This window comes from Tenacibaculum sp. 190524A02b (genome assembly GCF_964036645.1).
GTDB lineage: Bacteria > Bacteroidota > Bacteroidia > Flavobacteriales > Flavobacteriaceae > Polaribacter > Polaribacter vairaonense.
The window spans coordinates 3,172,302-3,197,284 of the sequence record NZ_OZ038525.1; the positions used below are offsets into that span (position 1 = coordinate 3,172,302).

Here is a 24,983-nt window from a genome sequence, read left to right on the forward strand (position 1 = left end):
TCTTTTTCATTTTTTTACATTAACTAAGATGGTATAAAAGTATATTTGCGCCCATGTGGATGTATTTAGGACTTTTAGCGGCTTTATTTTTAGGATTGCATAATTTATGTAAAAAACATGCTTTGCAAGGTAATGAGGTTTTTCCTGTATTATTGGGTACTACCAGTGCTGGTTTACTTATGCTTTTACCTTTGTATTTATTATCTAGGCTTGATCCAGAAAGTGTGCAAAGTATTGGATTGTATATTACAGTTATTCCCTGGAAAACACACTTTTTTATTGCTATTAAGTCTATGATTATGGCAGGTTCTTGGGTATTAGCTTATCAAGCCTTAAAACATTTACCCATTACCATAGTTACGCCTATACGTTCGGCTGGCCCTTTTTTTACTTTTATAGGGGCTATTTTAATTTATAATGAGCAACCTAATTTTTTACAATGGATTGGTTTTTTCTTAATCATTTTTTCGGTACTTCTATATTCTCGTGTTGGTAAGAAAGAGGGTATTAACTTTAAACGTAATAAATGGATTTTTGCCATTATAGGAGCTACTTTTTTAGGTGCTTCAAGTGGTTTATATGATAAATTTTTAATTCAACATATTGCTTTAGCTCCGCAAACATTACAGTTTTGGTTTTGCTGGTATGTGGTAATTATTCTTTTAATTATTTTAGGGATTACTTGGTTTCCTAATGCTGAAAAAAGAGCTGCTTTTAAATGGCGATGGAGCATTCCTGCGGTAGGGATTTTACTACAAACTGCAGATTATTTTTATTTTAAAGCGCTTTCTGATCCTGAAGCTTTAATTATGTTACTTTCTGCCATTAAAAGGAGTCAAATATTAATTGCTGTTCTTATTGGTGGTATTATTTTTAAGGAAAAAAACAAGCGAAAAAAGTTAGTCCCGCTTATTGGTATTTTAATTGGTGTTGCTTTGATATTGTATTCAAAGTAATTTAAGGTTTTAATAATGGATTATTGCTATCTTTAATTTACAATATCAAAATCATCGTACTGGTTTCCTTGTTTCCCTTTATGTTTCTTTTGATTAAATCTGTATGTCAAGGATAAACTTATTTGGCGTACTCTGTATTGCAATTCTAAATCACGCGTAAAATCTTTACCAAAAGTTGTTACTATGCGCTTATTAGAGTTAAAAACATCCCTAACGTTAAATGTAACGGAACCGTTGCCGTTAAATAGGTTATTGCTAATTCCTATATTCATTCCATAAAACCCTTTTCGTCTGTATTGACCTGTTTCTATTGGACCTCTGTAAAAATTTTGTATTTGAAATTTCATAGATTTAAAAAAGGTAAAGGTTAGGTTATATCTTCCAGAAATCATTAAACCATCTCCATTAAAACTTGCTCCTTTATATGATCCTCTTTGTTTAAAACCATTTAAAACAATTTCTCCATACATCGTATACCAATTAAATGGTTTGTATGAAACACCTAACTCTGTACCATATGCTGTATAGTTTCCAATATTTGCTATGGTAGAGGTAAAAACATCTTTCATTTCATTCCCTATGGTTATCTGTTGTTTTTCTACAAAAAACTCCATTTCATCAGTTGTTTTTCTATAATATAGAGTTGGATAAAAACTTAATTTGTTGGAAACTTTAGTTGTATAACTTAATTCTGTAGCTACAATATAAGATGGGTTAATATCTGAATTTCCTACAAAGATATTTCGTTCATCAGTAAATGTAGAGAAAGGTACAATCATCCAACTTCCTGGGCGATTTATTCTTCTAGATGCTGAAAATTGAAGTTTGTTTCTTTCATTAAACGTATAATTAACAAATGTTGATGGAAACCAGTTGGTATAATTTTTACTATTATTAAAATTATTAGTTTCAGAACTTATATTAATAGCAGATACTTCTGTCCTTAATCCAAATTTTACAGATAATTTTTTAAATTCTTTTGAAAGTTGCCCATAAAAAGCATGCACTTTTTCTTTATAAATAGTATGGTCTGTAAATCTTGGTATAATAAAAGACACTCCATTTAATTGTCTCTTTACAGAAAAACTATTTTGTATAGATGATAAATCACTTCGATACCCCAGTTCAAGTGTATAATTATTTTTCATTGGCAGTACATAATCTGCTGACAACACATACCTATCTAGCTCTTCTTTATTAGTTGTTACATCTTTATTTAGATTTTGTACTACTGGAAATGATTTTAATGTACTTATTACAGCTGCATCATTACCCTTGGTATATTCTCCACTCACATTAATATTTAATCGATGCCCTTCTTTTTTAAATTTATGTTCAAACGATAGATTTCCATTGATAAAGTTATTGGTTTCTTCTTCTTTTTCATCACGATTTGAACTATTTACAAGTACTCCCTTATCTAAATCTTTATAAAAGATGGTATTAAAATTATCTGATTGTGCACCTCTATATGTAAGACTACCTGACAAACTATTTTGATTAAAATCTTTAGTTCCTCCTATATTTATTAAATAATAATATTGATTTCTAATTCTGTCTGATTTTTGGCTACTTGTCTCTGAAGTTGCATTCAAATTTTGTAAGTATATATCATTAACTGCTTTGGGTTCTGAATACCCTATTCCTGCATTAGCATACCATGAACCAGTTTCTCCACTTTGAGCAATGTTAGCGTTAACTCCTGCTGTAAGTCTATATCCTGTAAACACTTCTATACTACTGTTAAGTCTCTTTTTTTGTCCTTTTTTCAAAACTACGTTAATAATACCAGCAGTACCTTGCGCGGCATATTTTGAAGATGGATTGGTTATTACCTCTACTTTTTCAATTGAACTAGATGGAATTGTTGCAAATAGTTCTGCTGAACTAGCTAGTCCACTGGGTTTCCCGTCTATTAAGATTCTTACATTTTGGTCTCCTCTTATACTCACATTCCCATCAGATTCTACCTGAACAGACGGAAGGTTTTGCATTACATCTGTTAATGTACCTCCCTTGGCAACAATATCTTGTGCTACATTGTATGTTTTTTTATCTAAACCAACTTTATATGCTGTTTTGTTTCCTTTAATTACTACTTCATCTAAAGACACTTCTGTAATCACTTTTATCACTCCCATATCTAAAGCTGATTCTTCATTGGTAAAATCTGCTTTGATAAACTTTGGTTCAATGCCAACAACGGAAATTTCGAGTATATAAGCATCTCTAGGTACTTCAATAGTAAAACTTCCATTTTCTTCTCCTATAGTTCCATATATTTTTGAGCTATTTGTAACACTCTTAAATACTATACTGGCAAAAGGCACTTCTAGGTTTTGATGGTCTTTTATTTGTCCTTTTACTTCAATTTTTTGCGCTACAACTGTTATTGATAATAATAACAATACTACTATTAGTTTCTTCACTTTTAAAAAAATTAAATTTTTACGCCTTATATGATCTCTTTCAATTAGGCTGTTTTGATTACTTTTTTAGAGAATTTTATTATTTGTATCTAAAAATTAATTTATGTAGCTTTTAGAGGGTGTGTTGTTAAAAACTAATTTTTGAAATCTGTAACCAAATAAAAATAGAATTGAAATATTTAAAGTATTGAATAAAATAAATATAATTGTTATTAGGAAAGCAGGAAGCTTTAAGTTTTCAGCAACATTATTTAGATAAGAAATATTATCCTTTGTAAAATAAAATATTATTGAGAAAAATATAAGTTGGATAATTAACATCTTTGAAAAAATTTTCTTGTCTTCTTGAATCCAAGCTCCAATAAAGCCTATTATAATTGTAATGATTAATACATAGATATATTTTTCAAATAGAAGTTGTGGCACTAATGCTAGTATAAATGGTAATGTGTTTTTAATACGTTTCATTACTTGAAATTTATAGTATTGATAATATTTTTTAAGTCTTCTGGATTTTCTGCAAACTGTGTTTTCTTATAACGTCCTTTTTTCCAATAGTCAATCTGATCTGAATAATTATTTGAGTTAATTTTTCCACTTTGACCTCCAGCCATGATTGTATAACCTTTAATATTTCCTTTTTCCATTTCATAAATAGATCTAAAAACTGGGTGAACAGAAGCATTTAAGTTAATGGTGTTTTTATTTCCTCCTGCATTTACTATTTTATTTCCAAAACCTGGTAAAAAAGAAATGTTGTAAATATTTATAGTGCTAATTTGGCTATACTCCCTTTTTACTAACTGATTTTCAACACTTAAAATAGAGTCTGTTTTTTTTAGAATATTATTAATAATGATTTCTTTTGTACTGTATAGTTTACTGGAAGAAACCTCGCTATTTAAATAATTCAAGAATGATTTCATAGAAGGTACTTGCTGTACTTTTAACTCTTCATTTGCAAAACGTTTTGCTTCCTCTTCTACATTTTTTCTTAATGTTTCATATATAAAGGCTTTTTCAGAGTTATTTTTCATGTTTCCATCCCAGTTGGAAAACAACTCTGTGAGATTATTATATTTTTTAGTTATACTATTATTTTTAAACACTTTTTTTAAGTGAAAAAATGAAAGATCTACCTCATCTAATTGCATTGACTTTATTGCTGGAACACTCCAATCATCTTTCTCTTTTAACAACTTATCAATACGGTTAACTCTATAATCATCTTTATGCCAATGAGCTCCAAAATAATGCTTGTTTTGAGCAGGTAATTGATTTGCTGAAAAAAGATAGTTCTGTTCTGGATTACTAGTTTCCCATTGCGTAGCTATAAACTCACTTTTCAAAGGCTTTTTTGTACCATCTAGCAGTCCTCCATTAAAACCTTGGGGTCTTTTTGGCAGCTTTCCTGCACAAACAATTCCTATGGTATCATTGACATCTGCATAAATAAAGTTTTGAGGTGGGTAATCATATTCTTTTAATGCGTTTTTAAACCCATTATACGAATCTGTTTTCATTATATTAAACAATGCTTTCATAGAATAGTTCTTTTCAGAAGGATGCCATTTTTGAGCATAATAAGTACTGTCTTCTTTATTAACTATTCCATGAACAGTACGTTTAACCTTGAATTTTTTTTCTCCTTTACCTCTTATATTGATACTGTATTCTTTTTCTTGAAATGGAATCCAATTTCCTTGAAATAAATATAGGCTATCCTTTTTTGTTTTTAATAAATAACTATCCATTAAATCCCACTCTCCATTAGTAATACCCCAAGAAATGTTGGTATTATGACCACTAACTACTAAAGGAACTCCTGGAATACTATATCCATAAACTTTAATGGTGTTTCCTATTAAACTTGTTTCATAAAAAGCTCCTGGTAAGGTTAAAAACAAATGTGGATCATTAACAATTAGTGAGCTTGCTTTGTTTGTTTTTTTACTATTTATTGCCCAATTGTTACTTCCTATATCTGTATTAAATTTAGATAAGATAACTTTTCTGTTATTTAAAGTAATATTTTCTATTACTGATGAATCAATAGGAGTTTGAGTAGTTATTACTGAAGGTAAGATTGTTTTTAATGCTTCAAATTTTTGAGGATATAGTTTATTCAGTAGCTTTTGGGGTAGTTTATCTAATAATTCCTGACGCTCTGCATGGTAATCAAAATAAGCTAAATTCCAACTCATATACCACGCTGTTAAAATGCAATATTCTGGTTTCCAATTTTGAGGTTTTAAATTAAATATAGTGTATAACGGATCGTTTACTTTATTTTCTTCTAAAAATGCGTTAATACCATCACTATAATTTACTAAATAAGCGTAAAGTTCATGAGAATTTGCTTTATATTCTTCTAATATTTCCTTTGCTTTTCTATGAAACTCATAGGGTTTCCAAAACTTATCTGACTGAATTACTCTCCCTCCCAACATTGATGATAATTCTCCTTTCACCATTTTAGACATGAGCTCCATTTGAAAATAGCGGTCTTTAGCATGCATATACCCAAGACCATAAGCCAAATTAGAATCTTTACTAGCATAGATATATGGAATTCCTAATGTGTCTATTTTAATTACTAACTCTTTTCCTTTATTAAGTTTTGGGTAAATTTTATTTGTTTTTTTTATTCCTAAAAGACCTGTTTTATACGTTAATAGACTACCAATATTATTTATTGGAAAAAATTTATAATTTGTAATAAATATCCATAATAAGGATATTAATAAGACTATTGAAAGTTTACTGATTTTCATTATATAGTTAAGGTCTCTTTGGTTGGTGTAATATTATTTTTTATTTCTTCCAATTTTCCATAATTCATTTTAAAAAGTCTATTAGCTTCATGGTAATAGCTATCGTCATGAGTAATGGCAATTATTGTTTTATTTTCTTCTTTTACTATTTTGTGTATAATTTCTGAATAGAATTTTTTTCTAAAATAAGGATCTTGATCAGCAGCCCATTCATCTAAAACTAAAATGGGACGGTCTTCAAGAATAGCTGTGATTAATGCTAATCGTTTTCTTTGTCCTGTTGAAAGATCTGTAGTAGAAAAATATCCGTTTTCGATTTTTACTTTATCCGCTATTTCAAACAATAATAATAATGAATTCAATTTCTGATTATCTATATTTTTAATTCCATAAAAATCATCAAAGAGGTAAAAATCATTAAATACTGGGGCAAATAATTGGTTAATTTTTTCAGGGGTTTCAAATAGCTTATCATTAAAATAGACTTCTCCTTGTTTAGGAGCGTATATATTTAGTAATAAATTAATAAAAGTGGTTTTTCCTGCTCCATTTCCTCCATGAATAAATATAATTTCATTAGCATGCACGGATAGGTTAACAGGTCCAATTTGAAACGAGTTTTCTTCATATTCAAAACTATAATCCTTGAACGTTAGTTTTTCAAATTTTTTCACAAAATTATCATGTAATGAATCTTGATAAAAAAAGGTGTCATCTCCATTATCTGCTAATTCTTCTTTTAAATATTTTAACTTATTATAAGAAACAATTCCTTGATTTAAAGGTGGAATAGCTAGCATTATAGTTACTATTGGGTTTAATAAAAATAATAATGCAAAAACAAAGCTAATTGAGGTTTCTATAGAAACCTTAAAATACATACCTGCATATAATAGAATAAATGTTATAATAATATAAAATAACATTTGACTAATTAATTGACTATTTAAATACCCTATATAAGCAAGTGTGTTTTTTTCTTTCCCTTCTATTAATAACAAAGAAACTTTCTTATTATATATTTCTTTCCCTTTTTCTTGATTTACTTTTATTTCTTTATTACCATTCAATACTCCATTAAAATAGTGCATGAATTTTTGTTCAATAGCTCTTACCTCCATAAAGTTTTTATTTCCTTTGCGAGAACTATATAAATAAGCTAAAGTGCCTGTTAAAATAATTAGCAAACTAACTATAAATAAAGGAACAGATAAATACACTAAATAAATAAATGAGGCTAATACTAATATTATAGCAGAAGTAAAACTAATAATTACTAAAGAGGCATTTGTAATATTATTAACATCAACTGTCAATGCTGAATATAATTCATCTTTAGTTTGTTTCACTTTAGGATAAGGTGCTTTAATAATTGCTTTAACTACATAGGCTCTTATGTCCCAAAATATTTTTTGAGAAATTTCAATAATTCCTTCTGAAAGTAGTCTTCTAGAGATAAAAAACACCGTTATAACAGTTGCAAATAATAACAAATAATTATGTTCACTGGGCAGTTTAGAATTAATAATTGTGCTTATTACTTCATTGACTAACGTAATAAACATAAATCCAGAAAATCCGGAAAACAACGCGATAAAGAGATATACAATTAGTATACTCCTGCTTATAAACTTCATCTATTAAATAAGGTTAAATGTAAAACTATTGCTTTTTAGAAATACAGATGTAAGATAATGGAAAGGCTGCATCTTCTTTTTCTATATCAGATTTTAGGTTTGATATATCAAAAGGAAATTCTTCAAATGATTGAATATTTAAGCCATGTTTAATTTGTAAATTAAACAGCTCTCCTAATGTATAATTAAATGTATAGTTATCACTACCCTCATACTCTTTATTACCTAAATAATCTAATCCTCCTTTTTCTTTATATGGCCCTTTTTTAAAGTACAAATCTGTTTTAGAAAGTTTCATTTCTTCATCAATTATCCAGCTAAAAGGGTGTTGCTCTTGAATAACTAATTGTGATCCAGCATGCATGAAATTAGACAGTGTGCTAAAAAGCTTATCTAAATCTGGTAACCATACCAAAGCGCCAACTGTTATTAATACAAAATCAAATGTTTCAGAAATATGATTTTCAATATTATAAACATTTTCAGTATGAAATTTACAGTCTAATTGTAATTTTTCATTTAATTCTATAGCTGAAGTAATGGCGTCTATAGAAAGGTCTACCCCTACACATTTCCCTGCTCCTTTCTTCTTTAACGATATTAACTCTTCTCCATCGTTACAACAAACGTGTAAAATACTTTTATTGGCAAAGTTCAAACGATTCATTGTTTGAAGTAACTTTTCATCAATAGCCACAAAGTCTTTATCTTGAATAAATTTTTCTTTGTATTTTTCTTTAAACTCTTGATGAAGGGTGTTGACTTCTGACCAAGCAATTTTATTTGCTTCTATATAATTTATATCATTCATTAAAAAAAAATTTAATATTCATTAAAAGCATTATGCTTCTAAGCCTTGTAAAGATAGTTTTTGTTCAGCTGATTTTAAATGTACATTTTCTTCTTTTAACATAAGGTTATTTCCTAAAACTAAAACATCTATTTTTGTCTTTAAAAAAGTGTTAATTGCGTTTTCTGGAGTACATACAATAGGCTCTCTATCATTGAATGAAGTATTTAATAACAAAGGAACTCCTGTTAATTCTTTAAACTTTGTGATTAACTTATGGTATTTAGGATTAGTACTTTTTTGTACTTTTTGAATTCTTGATGTTCCATCAACGTGAACTACCGCAGGAATATTTTCTTTTTTGTTTTTATTTACTGGATAAGCCATTAACATATAATCTGCTGCTGTTGCTTCCTTTCCTATATTAAACCATTCAGCTGCATCTTCTGCTAAAACACTAGGACAGAAAGGTCTATGGTCTTCACGGTGCTTTACTACTGAGTTTAATTTTTTTACCATTCCTGGGTCTCTAGGATCAGCTAATAAACTTCTATTTCCTAATGCTCTTGGTCCAAACTCCATAGCCCCTTGAAACCATCCTATTACTTTTCCTTCTGTTAATAATTCTGCTACGATTTCTTCAATATTTTCATGTTCTCTATATACTAACCCTTTAGCTTCTATAGCAGCCTGTATATCATTATTATTAAAAGATGGCCCTAAATATGTATGATTCAGCGTTATTCTTTCATTACCTTCTAGTCCTTCAGTATACAATTTTAGTGCTGCACCTAGTGCTGTTCCTGCATCGTTTGCTGCTGGTTGAATATATATATCTTCAAATTTACTATTTTCAAAAATGATTCTATTAGTTACACAATTAAGCGCTACTCCACCTGCTAAACACAGTTTTTTTGATTGTGTTTTTTCATAAGCTTTCTGTACCATATTCATTACAATAGTTGTTGTAATTTCTTGTAATGATGCTGCAATATCTTGATGAACTTTTAGAAGTGGATCATTAAATGATCGTTTAGGAATTCCAAAAATTTCTTCTAAATCAGTATAGTCTTCAATTCTAAACTTAATTATATCTTTATCAATTTTGAAGAATGTATCATTATTCAGCGTAATAAATTTTTCATATGCGCTCATGAACTTCTCTGGCTCTCCAAATGATGCTATACTCATTACTTTACAGGCATCATATTCAGAATAGCCTAAAAATTTTGCCATTTTTTCCCAAAGAAACCCTATTGAGTTTGGGTATTCTACTTGTTGAATTTTTGTGATTGTACTTCCTTTTCCATGTGCTATTGTAGATGACTCAATTTCACCAATACCATCTATAGAAACTATGGCTGCATCTTCAAAACCAGAAGGATAAAAAGTTGAAGCTGCGTGAGCTATTGCATGTTCTATGTAAACAAACTCTCCTTTAAATCCTAACTCTTTTAATTGATAAGGAACTTCCTTTAATTTTAAATAAAATAATTCTTCTCCTTCCTTACTTCCCCAGTTTTCTGCTTCGTAAAAATCGTCTACTTTTAAGTTTTCATCTAATCTTCTCTGAGGCTCAAAAGAAAACCCAATTTCATCTATATCCGAAAGGGTTAAGTTTCCTATTCTAAGACATTCATTTATTGCCTGCATTGGAAGTTCATTAGGGTTATCTATCTTGGCTTCTTTAGCATGTTTGATTCTTGATAATCTTTCCTCTTCAATTGCTGCAACCAATTTACCGTTTACTACTAAACATGCTGATGATTCATGGTAAACAGAATTTATCCCTAGTATTGCTTTTGTCGTTTTCATTTTATTTGTTGTTTATTTTTAATTTTAATATTTGGCTGTTTTTCTTTACAAATTTGTTTTTAAGTATCTCATAGTGGTTTCCTTTAAACTCAGAAAAAGATATACTTTTTTGTGTTAGTTTTTCCCATCCCTGTTGTTTGCTCTTATCTGCTTCTTCACTTGCAAAAACATAAAAAGGAACATTAATTTTTTCTCTACCAGCTACGTAAGAAGCTAGTTCAGCGTATTTCCAAACCCTGTTACTTATTTGCTCTTTTTCTTGATTACTAAAATCTTCTAGTATATTTAATGACATGAATTCATCTACTTCAGCATCTTTATAATTAACCAACTTACTGGTAACCTCATCCTTTCTTGGTGCTTCCATGTCTAAAATGATAAATTTATCTACTTGTAATTCTTCTTTAAATTCGCTTAAAAGTTCATATGCTATATGGCTACCTGCCGAATACCCTAATACATCAAAGGTTTGATTTGCATTTACATCAAAAATCATATCCTTACATTTTTGAATAATTTCCTTTTTATCCTGATATACATCACTATAGGCATCTAATAACGAAAAATCAAATGCATATAAATTGTACCCTTTTAACTCCTTTGCTAACTCAATAAAGTCTGCCACTGTAGCTGAAATTGAAGGAAAGCAAAAAATATTTTTTTCTCCACCAGAAGATAGTTGTTGTAAGTAAGCACTGGTATTTACTATTCTATTTTCATGAGCATCAACGTAGTTCCCTATATGATAAGGGGTTTGATTGTTAAACACTTCTGGAATGGGCATTTTAATGCTGAATTCTTTTTCTACTCTTGCTATAAGCTGAATCATGTTAATAGAGTGTCCTCCTAATTCAAAAAAGCTATCATGAGCAGAAATAGTATCCTTTTTCAAAATTTCTTGGAAAATTACATTTACTTTTTCTTGAGTTTCTGTTAGTTCTAATTCTTTTTTAAATTGCTTACTAACATTTAGTTTTTTCAAGATATTCTTATCAACTTTTCCACTATTATTTAACGCAATTCTATCTTTTATCACAATATTATTTGGAATCATATATTGAGGTAAATACTCTGATAAGTATTGTTTTATTTCTTCTTTTGATATTGTTTTTTTGAAGTTTGTATTACCTGCTGTGATTTCAGATATTTTGGTATTACTTTCAAGAAAAAGCTTTTTATTTTCAGTAGTTACTAATTGCTTGTATAAACTACCTATTTCATCTTTACATAACTCTAATAGCATGGTATCTTTTTTAACACATTCTACTATGAGTGTGGCATTCAAATCTTGTTCACTGTTTAAGATTTCTTTAAAAATAACCTGCTGATTTTCTTCTAATTTTTTCAAAAAAGAAATAGGACAAGCTAGAGTTACAGCAACAAGTTCTCCGTTAACAAACAAACATAACTGATATTCTGGGAATTGATAAATTAGGTCTTGATATAACTTTTTTATTACTGGATTAGCTTTGGCATATCTCTCTACAAATTGTTCAAACTCACCTTTTATTGTTATATCATCATTTAAAGATAATACCCTAACTTTTTCTGAATTTTTAGTTATGAATTGATTTACTTGTTTTTCTGGCTCTACAAAGGCAATTAGTTGCTCATAACTTCCTTTTTTATCAAGAATTACGGCTCCATTATATAGCCCTTCACAGTTTAATAAAAGCGACTCAATTTCCTCTATTTCAATTCTATTTCCATTTAACTTAATTTGATTATCTAACCTTCCATATACTACATAGTTTCCTTTATGTAACAGTGCAACTTTATCTCCTGTTTTATACAGCACTTGACTAATACCGTCATTAAATGGGTTTTTAATAAATGCCTTATTGGTTTTCTCTACATCGTTTAAATACCCTTTTGCTGATCCAATAGAAGCTATATATAGTTCTCCTGGTACACCAACCGGTACTTGTTGTAAGTTTTTATCTAAAACATATAACTTTGTATTAGCTACTGGTATACCTATTGGCGCAAATATTTGTGATTCAATATTACTTATTTCACATTTATACCTTGTTGAATCTACAGTTGTTTCTGTAGGTCCATAACAATTATATAAATCTATTTTAAACTCATTAAGGAATCTGTTACTTAATTTAGTATTTAAAATAGCTCCTCCAACGACGACTCTTTTTAAGGATTGTAGTTGGTTTATTTCCTTCCTCTCAATTGCGTTTACAAAAGACTCTAGAAGTAATGGAACACTTTGAATATGAGTAATTTTATTTTTATTAATTAGTTCTTCATAATTCAGTATGCTTTTTTCCATTGTATTAGGCATTACTACAATACCTGCTCCTGCTACCAATGGCCACAGATAATCCATTATAGACGCATCAAAAACTGTAGCTGTATGGAAAAGTACTTTTTCATCTGGCGTAAAATTAAAATCATTAATTGTGGATTGGATAATATTTATTGCACCAACATGTTTGATATCTATTCCTTTGGGTTTTCCAGTAGATCCAGAAGTAAATATGGTATAAATCAAATCTTCATTACTAACAGAAATAGAGGTTTCTTCTTTTGATATTGTACTAAAATCAATTTCATCTAACAACACTAAACTATCTGCAAATGGGGCTTTTAAAAATTCTTGATTAAAAAAACCACTAACTGTTATAATTTTTTGAATTTCAGCTTGATTTATAATTTCTTGTACTCTTTGTTCTGGATAATCTTTACTAAGAGGTACAAATATTGCCCCAGAGTTAAGTATTCCTAAAACACTCGCTATAAAGTCAATTGACCTAGGTAATAATACTCCTACTCTATCTTGTTTTTGAACTTTGTTTTTTAGTAAAAAATTTGCTATTTGATAGGAATACTCTTTTAATTCTCCATAAGTAATTTCTTTATCTTCTTCTTTAACAGCTACTTTATTAGAATATTTAGTAGCTGTTTCATTAATGATGGTATGCAAACCAACATCTGGAATTGTAAATTTGGTAGGACTAACTGAAACTTCTTCTATTAAACTTTTTTCTTTCTTTATAAGGAAATTATAATCTAAAAGGTTTTTAGATGAATTTTCAATTATTTGCTTAACAAGTTCTTTATATCTAGTTAAAAAGTTATTGGCTGTTTCTTCTTTAAACAAATCCGTATTGTAACGTAAAGTAAACCACATATTATCTTTGTTGTGATCTACCTGAAGTGTAAAGTCAAATACAGAAGTATTTTTTACTGCGGTGTCTAATTCATTACTAACATCTTTAACATCCAATCCATTTAAATTCACATCTTTTAATTCTGTTTCATCATTTTGAACACCAAAAAATACTGAGATAACTTTTTGTCTCGAAAAATCTGTAATTGGATTTAACTCCTCAATAATTTTATTAAATGGATATAAATGGTTTTCATAAGCTTCTAATGAATTGGTTTTGGTATGTGACAGTAAATCATTAAATGTCCAATCTTTACCTAATGTGCATCGAATTGGAATTCCTGATGCAAATAAACCTAATACTTTATCAAGATGCTCTTGATCTCTATTCCATATTGGTGTTCCAACTACAAAATCTTCTTGGTTCGTTAACCTATAAAGTAAGAGGTTTAATACAGATATTAAGAAAATTTGATAGGTAACTCCATTTTCATGACAGAATTCTGAGATTTCATTTTTAAACTCTAATCCTAAGGTTTCAAAAATAAATTTTCCATTGAATGAATGAATTAATGGTCTAGGATAATCTGTAGGTAATTCAAGCGTTTCTGGTAGTTTTTGATACTTATTTAACCAGTACTTACGTTGTTTTTCTAGTTTTCCAGAATCAATTAATTCATTAATCCACTCTGTATAATCAGAATAATTAACTTTTAACTCTGGCAAGAAAATTTCTTCCCTTTTATTTAAAGTATTATATGTTTGAATAAACTCTCTATAGAAGTTAAACGTTGATATTTGATCCCATACAATATGATGTGTTTCAAAAACAAAAACATGTCTTTTCTCATTAATCTTGATTAATTTAACATTAACCATTCCTTGTGTAAAATCAAAAATTGTATTGAAATAAGGTAGTACTATTTCTTGAAGGTTTATTTCATCTTTACCTAAATGAGAATAATCAACAACTATATCATTTATATCAACAAAAGACTTTTCTTTTAATACTTGATATGGTACTCCATCTTCTTCTATAATTGTAAACTTAAATATATCATGCCTATCACTTAGGTGACTGATAGTTTCTAAAAATGCTTCTTGATTTAGGTTTCCTGTGAGTTCAAGTATAAATCCAATATTGTAAAAAGTACTATTAGCATTTAACTTTTGAAGATACCATTCAGCATATTGAACTGGAGATATTTTGTATTTTGCTTTATTTGTTTTCTTTACAATTGATGTGATTAAAGAATTATTATCTTCTTTTTTATATTTTTCTATTGCTTCTGCTAATTTTTCTACTGTTGGATGCTCAAATAATTCTTTTAGAGGTAGGTTAATATCATACTCGTTTTTTATTTTACTAATTGCTTGGATAGCTGAAACTGAATGTCCTCCTAATGTAAAGAAGTTATCATTTCTACCAATAGGTTTTACTCCTATTACTTTCTCCCATACTTCTGATATAGCTTTTTCCAATTCTCCTATTGGAGCTACAAAGTTTTCTACGCTTTGACTTTCCTGATTGTTCATCATTTGTTTCAAAACATTTTTATCAGTTTTTCCATTATGATTCAATGGAAATTCTTTTAAAAACTTAATAACTCCCGGAACCATATATTCTGGTAATTCTAACTGAATTTGCTCTTTTATATAATCTCCATTCAAGTTATCATCAGAAGTCATTACAAAGGCACATAGATAACTCAGTTCATTACTATCTTTTCCTACCAACACTACAGCGTTAACTACTCCTTTACTTTTAGTTATTGCTATTTCAATTTCCTCTAATTCAATTCGGTATCCTCTAATCTTTACTTGTGTATCTTTTCTTCCAAAAAAATCAATAGTTCCATCCTCAAGTACTCTACCAATATCACCTGTTTTATACATTCTTCTATTAGGGAAAAATGGATCTTGCATAAATGCTTTCTTAGTTTTCTCTTCATCGTTGACATACCCTAGTCCAACTCCTATACCAGAAAGACAAATTTCTCCTTTTGCTCCTATTGGCACACGATTATAATCATTATCAAGAAAATGAAATCTAAAGTTTTGTATTGGTTTATTTCCAATAGGTATCCTTAAATCTGGACTTGGCTTTTCATAAAGAAAATAATGTGTTACATCATCTGAAGCTTCAGTGGGTCCATAACAGTTTATAAGAGGTATTTGTGTATAATGGTCAAACCACTTTCTAGCAAGTCTTGGTTTTAGTGTTTCCCCATTAACTAAGTAATAAGTTAAACTACTCATTGGACTATCTGTTCTACGTTCCTCACAATCTAATAACACTTGCATATATGAAGGCACTACCTCAAAAATTGTTATTTGGTCTTCTTTGAGTTTTGTTAACAGTAAATCGGGGTTTAATACTACTTCATTACTATAAACATAAGTTTGCCCTCCTACCATTAAAGCATTCACATATTGCCAAATTGAAATATCAAAACATTGTGAGGCATTCTGAACAATTTTACTTTGCTTATTAAGTTCTAAGTCATTTTTCTTAGCTTCTAAATGGTTCAACATTCCTATGTGTTGTACTATAGCCCCCTTTGGTTTACCTGTTGAACCAGAGGTATAAATTATATACGAAACATCTTGTGGTAATGCTAAATTGGGGTAGTTATTACCTTGTTGAGATTCAATATGAGACAAATCAAATTGATATTTGATTGTTCCTTTTATCTTTTTCGTTTTAGGTTTTTCTTTATCAATTTCAAGTACTGCATCAAATCTGAATTTTTTTAATTCATTTTGAATCCTCCCCAATTTATCTGAATAAGTAACTTTTGTTTTAATATCCTTTGATTCAATATAATTATCTATAAATGATTTTGAAACAAACAACTCTTCATCCCATTCCAGTTTAGTATTGGCTTTAGGGTTGGCTTTTTTAAACTCCTTAAGATCTTCAATTAAGTCTTGTTTTTTATCTTGATTAATAAGGTCTCCTAAAAACAGAATACCTTCAGTATTTAGTTTTGCTATTGACTTATCTAAAACTTCTCTTAAATAATTATGCCCATTAAAATTTTGGATAACACTATTTATAATAATTATATCAAAATCTTTTTCTTTTAACTGGTCTATTTCATGCGCAAATAATTTATACATTTTTAGGTTGGTTATACCTTCTTTTTCGCAAACAGCTTGGTTTTTATCAAGAATTACCTGACTTAAATCAATACCTACATAAGATTCTACTTTATTCACTAAAGAGAACATCGTTAACCCTGAAGCACAACCTATTTCTAAAACTTTTTTATCTTTATCTACATAGGGCAATAACTTATGAATAGTATTGTCTCTATATTCATTCATTTCTTGTCTGGTAAACGCTTCTCCATCATAACTATTAAACCATCCTCCTCCAGTAATATCATCATGAGCTTTACTTCCAATATATTCCCATAGCTCTACATCCATGGTTTTATTTTCTGTCTCGGCCAACTCATGTATGTTATAGCTATCCATAACAGCAATGGTTTGTAAAGAGTTACATGACCATTGTAGTTTATTTGCTACTTTTATATTTTGTTTATCTGTAAATAATAAGCTGGCTTCACTGTTATCTAAGATATATTTTAAGCGCTCTGTTGGAAAATCTGGGTCTAATGGTATATAAACTGCTCCTGCCTTCCAAGCTCCTAATAGTGCTGCTAGTGTATAACAACTTCTATCCATAAATACACCTACTCGATACTGCTTTTCTCCTTGGTGATGTTGTGTTAAGAAGTTTGCTATTTTGTTTGAAAACGTCCATAGTTCTTTATAAGTCATTTTAACATTTTCATATGTAATAGCAATATCATTAGGTGTTTGTTGTACATGTTTCTCTATTAACTCTAACACCGTTCCATCTACAGGTAATGGTTTTTCTGTTTTAGCAAACTCTTCCAATTTTTCTATTTCTGCGGAAGATAGAATTTCAAATGTTTTTATTTTTTCGTCTGGTGTTGCAGTTATTTTATCAATTAACAATGTAAAATGCTCTATTAGCGAATTGATTTTTTTGTCTTCAAACTGCTCTGTATCATACCTAACTTCTATAGATATTTTTTCATTACTCTCGATAAACATTACGTTTATCCCGAAAATAGTAGTCTCATTATCTTGAGTTAAAGGTGCTATTTTTAATTTTTTCTCTCCAATGATTTTTTCTTCAGAAATAAATCTATCATTGTAATTAAAATATTCTACAAACACATCAAAAAGAGGATTCATACCTACCTCTTCATTCATTAATCCTAGATCTGCTACTAAAAGCTCAAAAGGATAAATATCATGATCAAAATCATTTAATAGGTTATTAGATAGTTCCTGTAATTGTTGTACAAAGTTATATTCAGGGTTTATTGTATTTTTAATCGGTATAGTATTTACATAAAACCCTATTTGCCCTTCCAAGTCTGGATGATTTCTTCCTGCAACTGATGTTCCAACAGTAATATCTTTTTGTCCTGAATATTTATAAAGTAATGTTTTAAAATAAGTTAATACAACAGAAAACATTGTTGTTTGTGTTCTCTGCGAGATTTCTTTAAATATGTAATAGTATTTACTATCTAACTCATACCTATTTACTTTACCATGAAAACTTTGCTGTGGTCTTCTTTTTTGAAAGGCAGTTAAATCTACTTTAGGAGATCGTTCTGCAAACTTTGTATTCCAATAATCTTTAAACTGATTTACCTTATCAGTAAGTAAAATATCATTATGCCAATGTGCATAATCTTTATATTGTATTGGTAACTCTTGAAAGGCTATATCTAAATCATTTGCAAGCTCATAATAGGTCATTATTAATTCATTAAACAATACTACTTGTGACCATCCATCTGAAATAATGTGATGCATATTAATCATTATAATATACTCATTGTTGTCCGTTTTTAGCAGATTTACTCTAATTAGAACATCTTCTGCTAAATTGAACCTATATTTAGATTCTTTTAATAATGTTTTCTCTATTTCAATTGCTTCTTTTTGAGAGAAATCATCTAGCTTTACTTGAACCTGTACCTTATTTATTGGATGTATTAATTGCTTAGGATCCCCTTTAACAGTAATAAATGAGGTTCTAAGAATTTCATGCCTATTAGTTAGCCTTTTTACCGCTTTATTTAGAAGCTCAACATCAATTTCTCCAGTAATTTTCATTGCATTAAATTCGTTATATGCTACTGAAGTTTCTTCATTTTGACTTAGTATCCATAAACGAAGTTGTGCTGATGAAAGTTCATAATACTCTTCTTCTTGTAAAGTGTCTATACTTAAATAATCAACCCTCTCTTTTAATGAGATTAATTTTGCTAACTCTTTTATTACTGAATTTTTAAATAATTCTTTAAGCGTTAGTTTTACACCAAACTCTTTGTGTATTCTTGATGTTAACTGTACAGCTAACAAACTGTTTCCTCCTATTTCAAAAAAGTTATCTAGTATATTTATAGCATCATCATCCAATAATTCTTTAAATACGTTAAGTAACTGTTTTTCTACTTGTGTCATTTCAGTAGACACTGGTACATTAAAATTGTTATTTTGATGAACTAATAAGCTTTCTTTTTCTAATTCTGAAAGCTTTTTATTACCTATAATATAACGTATATTTTCATCCTCTCTACCTATTAAATTGTTAATAGCATTACGTAGTGTTTTTTCATCCCATTGATTTGTGCCCTCTTGGACATAAATCGTGGTTATGTTTTCTTTTTGGGTTATTTTAAATTGATTTTTAGAAAATAGATACAATAGCGCTATTTCATAATTTTCTAACTCATCTTCTTCAAGTTGAAGAACTAATGTTTTCTCTATAATTGTTCCTAAATAAGGTAAACCTGTAGCTTGCTTTCCTATAAAAATTTTTCCTAAAACCCCTTTAGGTGCTTTTAAACCTAACTTGGTTCTTATACTTACATCCGATGAAACTTCACTAAGATTACTTCTCCAATCATCTGCATACTTTTCAGAAGCAATAAAACGTGTAATTCCAATAACTTCATTATTATTTGTAGTTAATGTGAAATAAAGCAAGTCTGTTGGCTTCGCTTTTATTTGCCAACTATTAACATCCACATTACTTAATATTTTACTATCTTGTATGTGTATAATAGAAGGTAGTTCTTCAGACTTTAAAAATTCTCTAAATGTATTTAAAGAAAGGATGTGTTTTTCTTCTTTCACGTTGGAAAAGTTCATTTTTTCAATCATGAGTCAATGCTATTTTATAAGTATTTTACGTTATTGTTTACTAATTTACTTAGTAAGATTTCTTAGGTAAGAAGTGTTATTTATAAGGCTATATTTTCAGTCAGCAGCTTTTTTAAAGGCAATGTTTCATTCTTAATAAAGTTCTTTACTATATCTTTGTACAAAGAAGTCCATTCTTGAATACTGGCTTCATCATACTTATTTGTGTTGTACTCTACTCTAAACACAATACTTTCTTTCTTTTCTAATGCATCAAAAAATAAATCGTACTTATTTTTATTCTCAATTATCATAGTATTGTCACCATCTTTATTTTCGCTTTGGTTTGTAGAAATAGATTTATCTAAATTAAAAACAACCAATTCTTCGTATAGGCAATTTTTTCGAGTTGTTTTATCTTCTATTAGTGTATTTATAGGAATTACGGGATATTTAAGAATGTTTAAATTTTTACGCATTATATTATTAACGTATTCAAGTGGTGTTAACTCTATATCTAAAGAACTAATAAACGGTATCATTTGAACACACTGCCCTACAACATCGTACAATCTACTATTTAATTGACCTGCATAAGGTATTCCTACTCTAAAAGCTTCATTTCCACTCAAAGCACACAACATTAACTTGTAAGCACTTAACAATGTACTAAAAAGGGAAACTTTATGTAATGAATTCCATTCTCTAACCTCTTTTACTAAATTACCTTCTAAGTTAAAGTAAATTAATCCTGAATTATTGCTCGCTTTTTTTACACCAAGCATTGGTATTTCAAACCTTGGCACTTCAATGGAGAACTCTTTTTTCCAAAACATCAAGTTTTCCTCTTTTACATTTCCATTTAACTGTTGATGAATCCAGTTTACATAAGTACTGAATTGGGGCGCTTTGGGTAAAGAAGTATTAATATTATGGCTATAATTAGTGTAAATTTCATTCAATTCTTTTAATAATACATTTAATGACCATCCATCAACAACTATGTGATGTGCTACTAATTGGACTATAAATGTTTCTGCTGATGTTTTTAAGACATAACATCTTAAAAAAGGGCCATTTTTTAAATCAAATGGGAGCATTACATTTTTAGAAACCCAATTTTCTATAGCTTCTTTTGACATTTCATCTTTTAAACTGTCTGTATACTTTACAGAAAAATTTATTCGAGATTTTATAATTTGTTTTTGCTCATCTATAGAAACAATTCTTAATGTTTCATGTCTTGAAGTCACTAAATCTAATGTTTCTTGAAGCATTTTTTCATTTAGTTCTTTATGTACTTCAACAATTACAGTTTCATTAAAAGCAACGGTTTCTCTAGGATTCATTTCAAGCTTAGCATACATCCTTTTTTGCTCAATTGTTAAAGGTAGATGAAAAGTTTTATCAAAATTTTTATCCTTGTCTTTTTTAAGATCATTTGTAATGGTTTCATTAAGAAACCCTCCTTCCATTATTTGGTAAATTGATTTTTTTACTGCATTAATAAAGAATTGTATATCATCATCCGTATGGGCTTCAGAAATAAAACATGTTGCTCCTTCCCAAACAAATACATTGTTGTGTAACAAATGATACTTTAATAACGCTAGTATTTCTAAATTGCTTTTGGGTTTAATATTAAACATTGACCCAAAATTATTAGCTTTAAGAGGTAATGCATACGTAGTAAAAAAGGCATTCAATTCATTGACTAATTTATTTGTTTTTCTATTAAGAGTATACTGTACTACATTTCCTTTTTCTTTAAGATAAGTAAGCATTTTTGCCATTACCTTCATGGTTAATGGATGATGACAAAAAGTTCCTGCAACAATTACTCTTTGAACACTAGGATAGGAATCATCTCCATAATTCCATGCCCCGCCATCAATTAAATCTAAATAATCGGATTTACCTGCTACTACACCTATTGGCATTCCTCCTCCTATAATTTTTCCGTAGGTTACTATATCTGCTTTTATTTCAAAATGTTCTTGTGCGCCTCCAGGAGCTATTCTGAAACCTGTTATAACCTCATCAAAAATCAATGCAATACTTTCTTCTTTAGTAATTTCTCTCAATTCTTGTAAATAATCTTTTGGTTGAAAATCTACTCTTCTGCTTTGAACCGGTTCTACTAAAACAGCTGCAATTTCATCTTTTTGTTCTTTAATAATATCTATTGCTTCCCTTGTCCCGTAATTTAACACCAGTACATCTTCCACCATGCCTGGAAGTGTACCTATTGTTAAAGGAACTGCTGAATAATCAGCGGCTTGATCTACATTAACACCATCAAACGTACCATGGTATGATCCTGCAAAAACTACTACTTTCTTTTTATTAGTTGCTCCTCTGGCTAACCGAAGTGCTACCATTACAGCTTCAGTTCCTGAGTTATAAAAAGCAACTCTATCTACTCCTGTAATTTCATGAATTAAATTTGCTACATCTTCCGCATCCGTTGAAATAGGTCCTAGAAAATTGTGTGTTGTACCTTGTTCTAAAAGAACTTCTTTTCCAAAAGAATGATTATACCCTAAGAGATATACTCCAAAACCCATAGAAAAATCTACATATTTATTACCATCTAAATCCCACATATAAGCCCCTTTAGCTTCTTTAGCTATGATAGGATACGTTAACTCTTTCCAATCATGATTATATAATGATATATTTCTATTATTTGCCCATCTGTAACGATTTTTAGCTGCAAACTTTTTAGAGGAAATTGTTTTTTCTTCATAAGCCTTAACAAAAGTATTTAAGTAAGATTCTTGCTTTGGAGGGTATGTGTTTTTGGTTTTAACAATTTTCTTAAATGATTTAAAATGATTTGACTTAGAAAGTTCTTTTTGCTTAGGTTTTGTTACTTGTTTAGAGTTTTCTAATACCTCACCATTATTAAAATAATTATTGATTACTTGAAGTTGATTATTTAAAATTTCAAATTGTTTATCAAAAATATCTTTAAACGGGTGTGTATGTGTAGCATTAACATTATTAGTCACTGTTAACTCTTTAGTTTCTGTTTTTACAGCCTTGTTTTTAGACTCTAAGCTTTCTGTTTCATTTTGTTGATATACTGTTCTTTCATTTTCAGTATTTTGAGCTACAAATTGAGTAAGAGTTTCTACTGTGTTTAAATCCTGATATAATTGTTCAAGACTTAGCTCTAAATCATATTTATTTTTAATATGTTGTTGAAGTTGAATAATTGATATAGAATCAAATCCAAGCTCAAAAAAGGATTGTTGAAAGTTGATTTTTTCTGAGTCAAATATAGATTTTATGTAATTTGAAATATCTTGATAGAGTTCATCAATATTAAATGATGAACTTTTAGTTGCTACATCATTGCTAGGCACCTTTCTTTCAGTCATCTCGTAATTAATAGTATTAGTTTGGTTTGGTTTTTCAACTTTATTTAATTCATTTTCTCCAGGCCAACAAGCGGTTGGTTTATCAGGAAATACAGGAAAGTGTATTGGAGAGGCATTTTCTTTTTTATAATAATCTTTTAAACTACTTTCTCTTCCTTCCAAATAATCGGCTATCATTTCTTTTTCTCGTTCATCAATAACTTCTTGTAACTTATTACTTGAATAGATTTCTTTTTTTGTGATTTCTTTATCTACAAGCAAATATTGTTGGGTTACTTTTAAAAGTTCTTCTTTGTTTTGAATAACAAATATGCTTCGTTCTATGCCATGAATTCTGTTTGTTAAATTGTGCCCTAAACTATACAAATCAATAGTTGAGTTTTTCAACAATGCTCGTTGTACTAGCTTCACTACTTTTTTCAATCCTTCTTGGTTATAAGAAGATATTGGCAAAATATAGTATTCTTTCTCTTCAATAGTATTTGATAATAAAGCTGGTGCTTCTTCTAATATTAAATGGCAATTTGTACCACTTATGCCAAAAGAGCTAACACCACAGAATCTTTTTTCTTCTGAAATCCAATCTCTTTCAATTGTATTTACATACAATGGAGAGTCTACAAAATTGATTTCCTTGTTAGGATATGTAAAATGAATTTGTTTGGGAATTTTTTTATGTTTAAGAGCCAAACATGTTTTTATAAATCCTGCAATTCCCGCTACCGAATCTAAATGTCCTAAATTAGTTTTGACACTTGATATTGCACAGAATTGTTTTTTACTTGTGTATTTTTTGAATGCTTCTTTTATACTATTTATTTCAATAGGGTCTCCAATCTTTGTTCCTGTTCCGTGAGCTTCTATATATGTTATTTGTTCTGGAGATACTCCTGTATTCTTCCATGCTTTTTCTAGTACTTCTTTCTGCGATTTTCCGCTTGGAGCTGTTATTCCAATTGATTTTCCATCTTGGTTTATGGCTCCTCCTTTTAGAACACCATAAATTGGGTTTTTATCTTTTATAGCTTTTTCTAAAGGCTTCATTAAAATACAAGCAACTCCTTCTCCCATGCCTGTTCCTGAAGATGATTCATCAAAAGTTCTTGTTTTTCCATCTACAGATTCTATCCCCATTTTCATATCTCCAGACTCGTCTTGTGGATAATACATTAAACGTACACCTCCTGCTAAAGCCATATCACAAGTTCCATCAATTATTGATTGATATGCTTTATATATTGCAACCATAGAAGATGAACAAGCAGTGTCAATTAGTAAAGACGGTCCTTTTAAATCTAATAAATAAGAGATTCTACTAGGAATAATTGCTTCAATATTTCCTGGAACAGACATTTGGAAATATTCTTTTTTTAATCCTTTAAGAAAATCGGCATATCTATACCCATAAGAAGAATGCCCTACATACACCCCAGTATTTGTTTCTTTCATTTGAGAGATTGGTATCCCTGCATCTTCAATGGCTTGATGGGCCACTTCTAGAAATAGTCTCTGTTTAGGGCTCATTAACGTTGCTTCAGATTTTGTGAGTTTATATTTCCCGTGATCAAAACAACTAATTTGGTCTAAATACGATGCCTCTTTGAATTTATTTGCTTTAGAAATAGAACTATCTCCAAAAGCTATTAATTGATTCATTTCTTCTTTTCTTTCGGCAGGAAACTTTGTGATTTTATCTTTTCCATTTTGAATTAAATCCCAATATTCCATAGGGTTATTACAACCTGAAAATTTTAACCCTATACCAATAATTGCCACATCTTTCTTGTTTCCCTTGGTTATATTCCAATTTCTCTCAACCTTAGTTTTCGAATTAGGCATATTAAATAAGTTATTTTTCATACGTAGTTTAT

9 protein-coding genes are annotated in these 24,983 nt (G+C 29.2%); 1 reads left to right on the forward strand and 8 read right to left on the reverse strand.

Translation table 11 applies throughout. The features are described from left to right. Nucleotides 1-53: 53 nt before the first annotated feature. A complete protein-coding gene (locus tag ABNT65_RS13040) occupies nucleotides 54-956 on the forward strand; it encodes an EamA family transporter (protein ID WP_348746026.1) in 903 nt (300 codons plus the stop codon). Nucleotides 957-988: 32 nt separating this feature from the next. Here the strand turns inward: ABNT65_RS13040 and ABNT65_RS13045 are convergent, their stop codons facing one another. The 8 genes from ABNT65_RS13045 to ABNT65_RS13080 form a co-directional block, all read right to left on the reverse strand. Further along, nucleotides 989-3,385 carry an outer membrane beta-barrel protein gene (locus ABNT65_RS13045; protein WP_348746027.1) on the reverse strand — a complete coding sequence of 799 codons (2,397 nt, stop codon included), beginning with the start codon at nucleotides 3,383-3,385 and terminating at the stop codon, nucleotides 989-991. Nucleotides 3,386-3,481: 96 nt separating this feature from the next. Continuing rightward, nucleotides 3,482-3,853, reverse strand: a complete 372-nt coding sequence (locus tag ABNT65_RS13050) for a hypothetical protein (RefSeq protein ID WP_348703553.1) — start codon at nucleotides 3,851-3,853, stop codon at nucleotides 3,482-3,484. Beyond that, entirely contained in the window at nucleotides 3,853-6,159 is a 2,307-nt protein-coding gene (locus ABNT65_RS13055; RefSeq protein WP_348746028.1) for a penicillin acylase family protein, read from the reverse strand. Before ABNT65_RS13055 ends, ABNT65_RS13050 begins: the two co-directional genes overlap by 1 nt. Further along, the gene (locus ABNT65_RS13060; protein ID WP_348703551.1) at nucleotides 6,159-7,796 is read right to left on the reverse strand and encodes a cyclic peptide export ABC transporter; all 1,638 of its coding nucleotides are present in this window, start codon (nucleotides 7,794-7,796) and stop codon (nucleotides 6,159-6,161) included. Before ABNT65_RS13060 ends, ABNT65_RS13055 begins: the two co-directional genes overlap by 1 nt. Nucleotides 7,797-7,821: 25 nt before the next feature. After that, a complete protein-coding gene (locus ABNT65_RS13065) occupies nucleotides 7,822-8,607 on the reverse strand; it encodes a class I SAM-dependent methyltransferase (RefSeq protein ID WP_348703549.1) in 786 nt (261 codons plus the stop codon). 30 nt (nucleotides 8,608-8,637) lie between these two features. Further along, nucleotides 8,638-10,401, reverse strand: a complete 1,764-nt coding sequence (locus ABNT65_RS13070; RefSeq protein ID WP_348746029.1) for a carbamoyltransferase — start codon at nucleotides 10,399-10,401, stop codon at nucleotides 8,638-8,640. 1 nt (nucleotide 10,402) lies between these two features. Beyond that, nucleotides 10,403-19,735, reverse strand: coding sequence for an amino acid adenylation domain-containing protein (locus ABNT65_RS13075; RefSeq protein ID WP_348746030.1), 9,333 nt, complete (start codon nucleotides 19,733-19,735; stop codon nucleotides 10,403-10,405). A gap of 92 nt (nucleotides 19,736-19,827) precedes the next feature. After that, a complete protein-coding gene (locus tag ABNT65_RS13080; protein ID WP_348746031.1) occupies nucleotides 19,828-24,972 on the reverse strand; it encodes an aminotransferase class III-fold pyridoxal phosphate-dependent enzyme in 5,145 nt (1,714 codons plus the stop codon). Between the last annotated feature and the right edge of the window lie 11 nt (nucleotides 24,973-24,983).

Excerpts from the sequence above, each read along its gene's own strand:
- ABNT65_RS13040 (WP_348746026.1), top strand. The coding sequence starts at position 54 with ATGTGGATGTATTTAGGACTTTTAGCGGCTTTATTTTTAGGATTGCAT.
- ABNT65_RS13050 (WP_348703553.1), bottom strand. The coding sequence starts at position 3,853 with ATGAAACGTATTAAAAACACATTACCATTTATACTAGCATTAGTGCCA.
- ABNT65_RS13055 (WP_348746028.1), bottom strand. The coding sequence starts at position 6,159 with ATGAAAATCAGTAAACTTTCAATAGTCTTATTAATATCCTTATTATGG.
- ABNT65_RS13060 (WP_348703551.1), bottom strand. The coding sequence starts at position 7,796 with ATGAAGTTTATAAGCAGGAGTATACTAATTGTATATCTCTTTATCGCG.
- ABNT65_RS13065 (WP_348703549.1), bottom strand. The coding sequence starts at position 8,607 with ATGAATGATATAAATTATATAGAAGCAAATAAAATTGCTTGGTCAGAA.
- ABNT65_RS13070 (WP_348746029.1), bottom strand. The coding sequence starts at position 10,401 with ATGAAAACGACAAAAGCAATACTAGGGATAAATTCTGTTTACCATGAA.
- ABNT65_RS13075 (WP_348746030.1), bottom strand. The coding sequence starts at position 19,735 with ATGAACTTTTCCAACGTGAAAGAAGAAAAACACATCCTTTCTTTAAAT.
- ABNT65_RS13080 (WP_348746031.1), bottom strand. The coding sequence starts at position 24,972 with ATGAAAAATAACTTATTTAATATGCCTAATTCGAAAACTAAGGTTGAG.